The 9,323-nt window shown below is 68.0% G+C and carries 6 protein-coding genes; 3 read left to right on the forward strand and 3 right to left on the reverse strand.

Annotation, left to right across the window (positions count from 1 at the left end):
* Positions 1-42: 42 nt before the first annotated feature.
* Together D7T59_RS09925 and D7T59_RS09930 are read left to right on the forward strand one after the other, a co-directional pair.
* On the forward strand, positions 43-2,832 hold the full coding sequence (locus tag D7T59_RS09925) for a secretin and TonB N-terminal domain-containing protein (protein ID WP_180853427.1): 2,790 nt from the start codon (positions 43-45) through the stop codon (positions 2,830-2,832).
* A gap of 35 nt (positions 2,833-2,867) precedes the next feature.
* The gene (locus D7T59_RS09930; protein ID WP_180882682.1) at positions 2,868-3,965 is read left to right on the forward strand and encodes a cytochrome c peroxidase; all 1,098 of its coding nucleotides are present in this window, start codon (positions 2,868-2,870) and stop codon (positions 3,963-3,965) included.
* Between the two features lie 7 nt (positions 3,966-3,972).
* Here D7T59_RS09930 and D7T59_RS09935 read toward each other — a convergent pair whose 3' ends face one another.
* Positions 3,973-5,325 (reverse strand): pepsin/retropepsin-like aspartic protease family protein, encoded by a 1,353-nt coding sequence (locus D7T59_RS09935; RefSeq protein ID WP_258015391.1) that lies wholly within the window; start codon positions 5,323-5,325, stop codon positions 3,973-3,975.
* 81 nt (positions 5,326-5,406) lie between these two features.
* On the reverse strand, positions 5,407-6,231 hold the full coding sequence (locus D7T59_RS09940; RefSeq protein WP_180853429.1) for a DUF3014 domain-containing protein: 825 nt from the start codon (positions 6,229-6,231) through the stop codon (positions 5,407-5,409).
* Between the two features lie 172 nt (positions 6,232-6,403).
* Here D7T59_RS09940 and D7T59_RS09945 point away from each other — a divergent pair, with 172 nt between their 5' ends.
* The gene (locus D7T59_RS09945; RefSeq protein ID WP_180853430.1) at positions 6,404-7,114 is read left to right on the forward strand and encodes a glutathione S-transferase; all 711 of its coding nucleotides are present in this window, start codon (positions 6,404-6,406) and stop codon (positions 7,112-7,114) included.
* Between the two features lie 419 nt (positions 7,115-7,533).
* On the opposite strand, the gene D7T59_RS09950 is transcribed toward D7T59_RS09945, so the two are convergent.
* Positions 7,534-9,144 carry a SulP family inorganic anion transporter gene (locus D7T59_RS09950; protein ID WP_180853431.1) on the reverse strand — a complete coding sequence of 537 codons (1,611 nt, stop codon included), beginning with the start codon at positions 9,142-9,144 and terminating at the stop codon, positions 7,534-7,536.
* Positions 9,145-9,323 lie beyond the last annotated feature (179 nt).

The raw sequence follows: 9,323 nt of genomic DNA on the forward strand, positions 1-9,323 counted from the left end.
GCGTCGCGTGGCAGAGGGTATGAACCCCTCACTTTCCTCCCCATGACCGTGAACCTGCCCCGGCTTCGACTGAGCCTCCTCGCCACCGCGCTCGCCGCCACACCCGCGCTGGCTCAATCACCGCCCGATGAATCCCTGCACGTCCAGCGCAGCACCGTCTCGCTGGGCAGTGCACTGGGCGCGTTCGCCGCCGAACATGGCGTGGCCCTGTCCTTCGACCCCGCGCTGACCCGTGGCCGCCAGGCTCCCTCGATTGCCACGGGGCTGGACGTGGACGCAGGATTCGACGCACTGCTGCACGGCAGCGGGCTGCGCGCGGTGCGCCGCGCCGATGGCAGCTACACCTTGCAGCGCGCGCAGCTCTCGGCAGGCGCACGACGCACCAGTACCCTGCATGTGCCGGGGCGGGACACTGGTTCGACCTTCGGAGGCAGCCTGCAACTGGACCGCAGCTACGTCGCGGCGCAGGCCGCCGGCAACGGTGACATCACCCGGCTGCTGCGCATCCATCCCGCCGTGCAGTTCGACAATGCCGACCAGGGCAGCTTCAGCCCCGGCGAAATCCGCCCTGCGGAAATCAGCATCAATGGTGCGAAGTTCTATCAGAACGCGTTCATCGTCGATGGCATGAACTTCAACAACGACATCGACCCGGGTGCGGACCCGGAGGTATACCGGCTGTTCTCAGTTCCAGGCGGCTCGCAGGCGCTGGCGCTGGACAGCAGCCTGCTGGAAGACTTCACCGTGCATGACAGCAACGTTTCGGCCGCCTATGGTGGATTCAACGGCGGCGTGGTCGAAGCGAGCACCCGGCGACCATCACGCACCTTCAGCGGCCGCCTGTCCACCCAGTCCTCGCGATCTTCGTGGACACGCTACCACCTGGACTCCGCCGTCGCAGACAGCTACCAGAAGGCGTCCGGCGCGAATGACGGGCAGCCGGAATTCAAGAAGACCACCACGCGTGCCGATCTGGAAGGCTATCTGACCGACCGCATCGGCGTCCTGGCCAGTTTCACCCGCAAGCGCTCGACCATTCCCACCTACAACCTGCAGTCGCACCTGGTCGACGACGCGCATCCGGAGAAACAGATCCAGCGGCGCAGCATCGACAATCTGTTCGTCAAGGCGGTCTGGGAAGCGAGCGACACGCTCGACATCGAGGCGAGCTTTACCCGTGCGCCGGAGGAATCCCACTACTTCCGCTCCAACGTCCCCGGTGCCGGCATCGACATCATTGGCGGTGGCCGCCAGGCGATGCTCAAGGCGACGTGGTCGCCGCAATGGGGCACTCTGACCCAGCAGGTGGGCTGGAGTTCAACCGAGCAGTCCCGCCATCCGCAGTCTGCGGACTACATGAGCTGGCACTGGGCCGAGGGCAAGGACTGGGGAACTTCAGGCAGCTCGCTGGAAGGTGAATTCGGCGACATAGACCAGGCACAGAAGACGCTCCAGTACCGTGCCGATCTGATACTGGCACCGCAGCGCTGGCTGGGCATGGAGCATCGTTTCGCGGCAGGCGTCCAGTACCAGCACCAGGAAGTCGACTACGAGCGCCTGGACGACACCTACATCTATGTCTCGCCGGCGCGCACCACCAGCTGTACCAACAAGGCCGGCATCACCGACACGCAGACCTGCTGGATGGGCCTGACCCGCACCGGCCGCGCCAACACCAGCAACTGGCCCGGACAGTTCTTCACCAGCCGCACCTATTACACGCGCGGCCGGCTGGACTTCCAGATCGACAGCTGGAGCGCCTACGCCGAAGACAGCATCCGCGCGGGGCGCCTGTCGTTGCGTCCCGGCCTGCGCATCGACCATGACAGCTACATGCAGCACACCACGGTCGCACCGCGCCTGGCGATGTCACTGGATCTCGACACCGCCGGCGAAACCCAGCTGATCGCGGGCGCCAACCGCTACTACGGCCGCAACGCGGCCACGTGGCGGCTGCGCGATGGCCTTGATCGGCTGCAATACAGGAACCAGCGCCGCCCCACCCTCGACAGCGAGTGGACCGCAGGTACGCAGACCGCCAACGGGCTGCATTTCGATCGCCTGAGAATCGCCTACGACGATGAGCTGATGCTGGGCGTCAAGCAGCAATGGAAGGGCTGGGAGTTCCTCGGCAAGGTCGTCAACCGCAAGGGGCGTGACCAGGTCGTGCGTTCCAGCAGCCGGGTGCAGGACGAACGCGCGGATGACCCTTCGCTGGCCACCCACTACGAAACCTGGAGCAACGACGGCCGCAGCGAGACACAGATCATCAGCCTTACCGTGCGCCCCCTGCACCGCCTGCAGTTCGGCGGAACCAGCACCACGGGCCTGCTGGCGCTGGACTGGACCGACAGCCGCTCTTCTGCGCCCGATTACGAGGACGACTTCAGCACCGCGTACTACGAGAATCCGATCATCCGCTACGACGGCAGCTACATCCGCTACCGCGATCGCCCGGCAGACAACTTCAACCGCCCATGGACCGCGCGACTGGCCACCACCACGCATATCCCGGCAGCTCGGCTGACCTGGGGCAATACGCTGCGCTACCGGGCCGGGTATCGCGCGATCCGGGACACCGGACTTAAGGATGTCCATGACGGCCAGAGCGTCGCGGTCTGGGAAAGACGGCGGTTTGCCCCTTCGTTGATCTGGGACATGCGCATCGGCTGGGAGCAGCCGTTGTCGACGATGGGCACGGTGTTCGCCAACGTGGATGTGTTCAACGTGCTGGATCGGCGCGCGGTGAATGGCGTATCCAGCAGCGTCAGCCGCGCGCCGTACTACGAGATGGGACGTTCGTTCTGGCTCGAAGTGGGTTACCGGTTCTGAGGCCCGCGCGCCGCCGCAGGCTTGGCTGGATTGCAGTGCTGGTCAGCGCCGTGCTGGCCAGCGCTGCACAGCCACGTCCTTCCCAACCGATCTGCGCGCCTGCTCCGGGCAAGGCGGAACGCTGGGATGGCGCCTGCCTGCGTGCGCTCTACAGCAGCCCCAGTACGCGCTGGCCCGCGCCGGAGGTCGAACCCGGCGTGGCGTGGAAGGAACTGGCCCCACTGCCGTCGCCCGTCGATCCACCGGACAATCCTTCCACGCCAGCCAAGGTGGCACTGGGGCGGCGGCTGTTCTTCGATCCGGTTCTTTCGAAGTCGCGGCAGCKGGCCDGCGCCMGCTGCCACGATCCGGACCTGGGCTGGGCCGACGGTCGTCGCGTGTCCTTCGGGCACGGACGCCAGCCCGGCCGCCGCAATGCGCCCAGCGTGGCCACCAGTCCGCACGTGGCACCGCTGTTCTGGGATGGACGCGCGACCACGCTGGAAGCGCAGGCGCTGCATCCCATCGCCGATCCCATCGAGATGGGGTTCAGTGCCGGCGGCGCCGTGCGTCGCCTGCGCCGCGATGCGTCCTATCGTGCTGACTTCGCCGCGGTGTTCGCGCAGCCGCGCATCGATGCCGCCCAGCTCGGCCAGGCCATCGCCGCGTTCGAGCGCAGCCTGTCGCCGCGCAACAGCCGCTTTGATCGCTTCCTGCGTGGCGATATACGTGCACTGGACGACGCCCAGCTGCGCGGCCTGCATCTGTTCCGCACGCAGGCCGGTTGCATGAACTGCCACAGCGGGGCAGCGCTGACCGACAACGGCTTCCACAACCTGGGCCTGCATTTCCACGGCCGCGCGCGGCAGGATCTGGGGCGTTATGAGGTCACCGGTGATCCCGCCGACAGCGGCCGTTTCCGTACACCGTCGCTGCGAGGCGTTGCCGCCACAGCGCCCTACATGCACAACGGCATGATCCCGAAATTGTCGGGCGTGCTGGCGTTCTACAACGTGGGCGGCGCGCGCCCGCGCGCCCCGGCCGCGCTGCCGGCTGATGCGGCGCCGTTCCCAGAGCCGGATCCACTGCTGCAGCCGCGCGGGCTGGGCCGCCAGGATCTGCAGGACATCGAGGCGTTCCTGCAGAGCCTGTAGCCGTGGATCAGCCGCCTGCAGGCGGCGTGGGAGCCGGCTTCGGCGGCAACWGCGGTGGCGCCACCGCAACGGCCACCGGGCAGCCATAGGTGCCTTCAACATCCATGTACAGGCTGTAGCGCTGGGTCGCGGCAAAGCCCACGCGCCAGTCCGGGTTGAACAGCGGGTTGGGCCCGGGCGACAGCCCCAGGTCCATCGGCAGGTTCAGCACTTCCTCCCCGATCATGACCGGCGTGGTCGCTTCCACGAACTGGATGTCTTCGCTGCCTTCGGTGGTGATCACGTTCTTGCGCCGGATCGCCGACGCGGGTGGCGTGGTCGGCAACGTTCCGCGGGCCTGGAAGGCACCGTTGAAGCCGGTATCCACCTTGACCAGCACGTTCTGCTTGCCAGCGCGGATCGGATAGCGGACGTCGTACGCATCCGCCCATAGCGAGGACAGCGTGGCCATCCGCCGCGTGCACGGCACCGGGCTGGCCGTGGCCTGGATCACCAGCGCATCCTTGTTGACCCGCACCCGGCCCAGCGCGCGCAGTACGTCCAGGCCGATGCGTGGCAGGTCGTCCTGGCCCAGTACCGCAAAGGACACATCGCGCACGGCGACACCACCGATGTCCAACTCGACCGGTGCCGCCAGCGCATACAACTTGCCAGGGCTGCCATCGACCGCCATGAAGCCCTCGGTCAGCGTCAAGCCCAGCTCGGTCGCCAGCGCTCGGCCGATGCGCGAGTATGCGGCGCCGCTGTCCAGATGCACGCGCAGCTCGCGTTCACCGGCTGCGGTGCGCAGCTTCAGGCTGAGCGTCGGCAGTTCGTTGTCCAACTGCAAGGGGACACTGATGTCGCTGGCTGGCGCCTGCGCTGCCATGGCATTACGCGGCCATGCGGTAAACCGCTCGAAGTGCGGCTCGCTGAGGCCAGCAAGATGGATGTCGCGCAGCTTGGGGCTCAGCATCGGCCGGATATCGCGCTCCATCAGCGTGCGAACCTGGAGCATCTGCGCCGCCCAACCCGCGATATCGCCCTGCAGGAGCAGATTGCCGGCCAGGGTGGCCGAACACAGGTACTCGACCCCCTTCACACTGTCGGCCGCCTCGCTGGCCACGGTCTTCAGGCACTCATGAGCCGCCTGGCTGGAGCGGTCCAGCTCGCCGCGCACGCGGTAGAAACCCGCCTGGCCCAGCTTGCCCTTCACACCGGGTGACTTGCCCAGCGTCTGCAGCCGGGACAGTTCGGCAAGGCGCACGCTGCGGGTGTAGCCGTAGGGATCGCCCAGTTCGCCATCGCGCGTCTCGACGGCCGCAGCCGAGGCCACTGTCGTGGCGAACAACGCACTCACGCCCAACCACATTCGATGCATCAAGGTCACTCCTGTCTACCTGATCCAGACCCTATCACGCTGGCGATGACACCTGCCCCTGCAGTCTTCAGCCTTCAGCCTTCAGCCGCGAGCGATCGCGCTGCGGATCGCCTGCAGCTGCTGCTTGACCGCCCGCGCCTGCGCCGCGTCCATGCGCAGCAGCGCCTTCTGGCCGATCGACCTCGACTGCAACGTGGGATCGACAAAGCGGTAGCGGCCGCGTTCATCGCGTTCCACCTGCGGCGACTGCACCAGTTCCGGCGTGTCCAGCAGATGGTCGATCACCGCGACCAGGCGATCGTTGAAATAGCCTTCGGGCCGGCCCAGGTCGACATAGGCCTGCTGGATCAGCGGATAGAAGCGCTTGTACGCAGCCGCCGTCGCCGCGGGGTCCAGCGCAGTGAACGCCTGCACGTAGGGCGCATAGCGCGCCGCGCTGCTGGCGGCGATGCGTTCACCGCCCTCACCGGGCTCGACCTGCAGGTTGCCCGGCAGTGGGCGCGCGGCCAGTGCGGTGGGCGGCACGCTGGGCTTGTCCAGGTTGTCGACCTGGGTCACCAGGCGCTGGATCAGATGATCGCGCAGCAGCAGGGTCAACGGCCCCTCGCCCTGGAACAGCTGGCTCAGCGCGCCCCAGGCGGCGGCATCGCTGTCAGCCAGCTTCGGCAGCGCCGGGTCGGCGGCGGCCCCGGTATCGAGCGGATGCTTGATCGGCGGGGGTGCTGGCGCGGGCGCTGTGGTTGCCTTCGGTTGTGGCGGTGCACCGCTGCTGGCGGGAGGTGACTGCACCGGCACCGACACACCGTCTGCCAGGCCCTTCAGCTGATCGCGGAACAACCAGCCCCCCGCGCCACCGATCACCACCACGCCCAGCACCCAGGGCCATACCGCCTTTCCACTCTGCATGATGCAGTCCCTCGTTGTTCACCTGCATGGACAAGGTGTGACCGGATTGATTGCGGTGGGTTCCCCGTCTGTTCCGCTGCCGTTGGGGTTGGGGCCTGCGCATGCGCCACGCTCACGCCTGCTTTGCACACCCTGCGCGAGGCTGTGGGTCTTGTCGTGCGGAGACGCTGCCATGCAGTACGCGCTGTACTACTGGACCGGCATCCAGGGCCGTGGCGAGTTCGTGCGGCTGGCACTGGAAGATGCAGGTGCCGACTACATCGACATGGCACGGGTGCACGGCGACGCGGTGATGCAGCCGTTTCTGGACGGTGGCAGCGAAGGCGCACAACCGTTCGCGCCACCGTTCCTGAAGGCGGGACGACAGGTGATCGCGCAGGTCGCGGCCATCCTCGATTTCCTCGGCCCGACGCTGGACCTGGTACCGCAGGCGGCGTCGCGGCGGATGCAGGCGCTGCAACTGCAGCTGACCATCGCTGACCTGGTGGCCGAGGTGCACGACACCCATCATCCGATCGCCGCATCGAAGTACTACGAAGCGCAGAAGACCGAGGCCAGGGCGCGTGCCGTCTCACTGCGCAGCGAACGGTTGCCGAAGTACCTCGGCTACTTCGAGCAGGTGCTGGCGGCCAATGGCGGCCGCCATGCACTGCGCGAGCACTCGTATGTGGATCTGTCGCTGTTCCAGCTGCTGAGCGGGCTGGACTACATGTTCCCGCGCCGCATGCAGGCCCTCGGCCCCACCCTGCCCCAGCTGCGTGCACTGCAGGAGCGGGTGGCGAAGCGGCCGAACATTGCTGCCTACCTGGCCTCGGAGCGGCGGTTGCCGTTCAACACCCACGGCATCTTCCGCCACTACCCCGAGCTGGACGCCGAACGGTAGTGCCGGCCGCTGGCCGGCTGGGCGCGTTGCGGGCGCGGCTCGGAGCAGCCGAGCGCAGGCTCGGCTCTACAAAGCCCCCCGCAGCGGAAGGAGCGGTAGTGCCGGCCGCTGGCCGGCAGGGCGCGTTGCGGGCGCGGCTCGGAGCAGCCGAGCGCAGGCTCGGCYCTACAAAGCCCCCGCRGCGGAAGGAGCGGTAGTGCCGGCCGCTGGCCGGCAGGGCGCGTTGCGGGCGCGGCTCGGAGCAGCCGAGCGCAGGCTCGGCYCTACAAAGCCCCCGCRGCGGAAGGAGCGGTAGTGCCGGCCGCTGGCCGGCAGGGCGCGTTGCGGGCGCGGCTCGGAGCAGCCGAGCGCAGGCTCGGCYCTACAAAGCCCCCGCAGCGGAAGGAGCGGTAGTGCCGGGCCATGCCCGGCGTCCCCGGTCAATGATCGGTGCGATCACCCAGCGGCTTCACCGCCTGCTTCTGCAGTGACAGCAGGCCCAGCAGAAGCGCCAATGCCACGTAGGCGCCGGCGAACTGCCAGCTGATTATGCGCGCCAGGCCTTCCAGATCCCACGGCAGGTAGATGCCGCCGCGCGGGTCCACCGAGTGGATCAGCCCGAACAGGGTCAGCAGCGCCGCCACCAGCAGGAAGCCACAGGCGCGGCGCAGGCGGCCATCCACCATCGCCGCCACCGCCGAGATCCACAGCATCGAGGTGATGATGAAGCCATTGCCGAGGGTGAAGATCACCGCCAGCTCCGGCAGGCCGTGCCCGTCGAGCTTGGTCAGCAGCTGCGGCAGCTGGTCCGGTGCGATCCAGCCCGGCGCCTTGATTGCCAGCAGGTAGGCCACCGATGGCAGGAAACCGAACACCATCGCACCGGCATGGTGACGCGGCGTGGCCTGGAAAGCCTGGGTGGTGATGTCGATGGCCACGTACACGATGATCGGCGCCAGCACCGCCAACGGCAGCCACTGCACCAGCCCGGAGATGATGCCGAGCATGCCGCCGATGCCGACGAACAGGCCGGTCAGCAGCGTGTAGCCGCTGCGCGCGCCCATGTGCTTGTAGGCGGGCTGGCCGATGTACGGCGTGGTCTGCGCAACACCGCCGCAGACACCGGCCACCAGCGTGGCCACCGCTTCCACCAGCAGGATGTCGCGGGTGCGGTAATCATCGCCGGCCGCGCGTGCGCTTTCGGACACGTTGATGCCACCGACCACCATCAGCAGGCCGAACGGCAGCAGCAGCGGCAGGTAGGTCATCGCCGTGGGCAGGCCCTGCAGGAAGCCCAGCGTCGGCAGCGGCAGCACCACCTGCGGCGGCACCCACTCCGGCACGTGGAAGCCCGGCGCACCCAGCCCGGCCAGGCCCAGCCCGTAATACAGCACGGTGCCGAACACGAAGGCCAGCAGCACGCCGGGGCCACGCACCGGCAGCTTGCCCTTGGCAATCAGCACATACAGCAGCAGGCCCAGCGTGGTGAAGCCGACCAGCGGCGAACGCAGCGTTTCCAGCAACGGCAACAGGCCCATCAGCACCAGCGCGATGCCGGCAATGGAGCCCAGCAGCGCCGCACGCGGCAGCGCGCGGGTGACCGCTTCGCCGAAGAACGACAGCACGAACTTGAGCACGCCCATGATGACCAGCGCGGCCATGCCCAGCTGCCAGGTGGCGATGCCCGCAGCATGCGGGTCCAAGCCCTGCTGCTTGAAGGCGATGAAGGCCGGGCCGAGTACCAGCAGCGCCATGCCGATGCTGGTCGGTGCATCCAGGCCCAGCGGCATGGCGGTGACATCGTCGCGGCCGGTACGCGCGGCCAGCCGGCGTGCCATCAGGGTGTACAGCAGGTTGCCGACCAGCACGCCAAAGGCAGTGCCGGGGAACATGCGGCCGAACACCACGTCGGCGGGGAACTGGAAGATCCCGACCAGGGCCATGGCGATGAAGCCGAGGATGGAGAGGTTGTCGACGACCAGGCCGAAGAAGCCGTTGAAGTCGCCGGCGACGAACCAGCGACGCGGTGCGGCGGAAGCGGGAGCGGACATGGAAGGGGTGGTGGGGGTGGGGACCGCCGATGGTAGGCCCAGCGGGGCCCGGGCGCCAATTCCGCGGTGGAATGATGGGTTCCAGCCAACGGCGGGGCCCCTCGTGGCTGGGCGCAAATCGCAAATTCCTGGGCTGGCCCGGGCGGGTGGGCGTCGCGGGGGACGCCGTGAACCCATCC

This window comes from Stenotrophomonas maltophilia (assembly GCF_013464915.1).
GTDB classification, from domain to species: Bacteria; Pseudomonadota; Gammaproteobacteria; order Xanthomonadales; family Xanthomonadaceae; genus Stenotrophomonas; species Stenotrophomonas maltophilia_AT.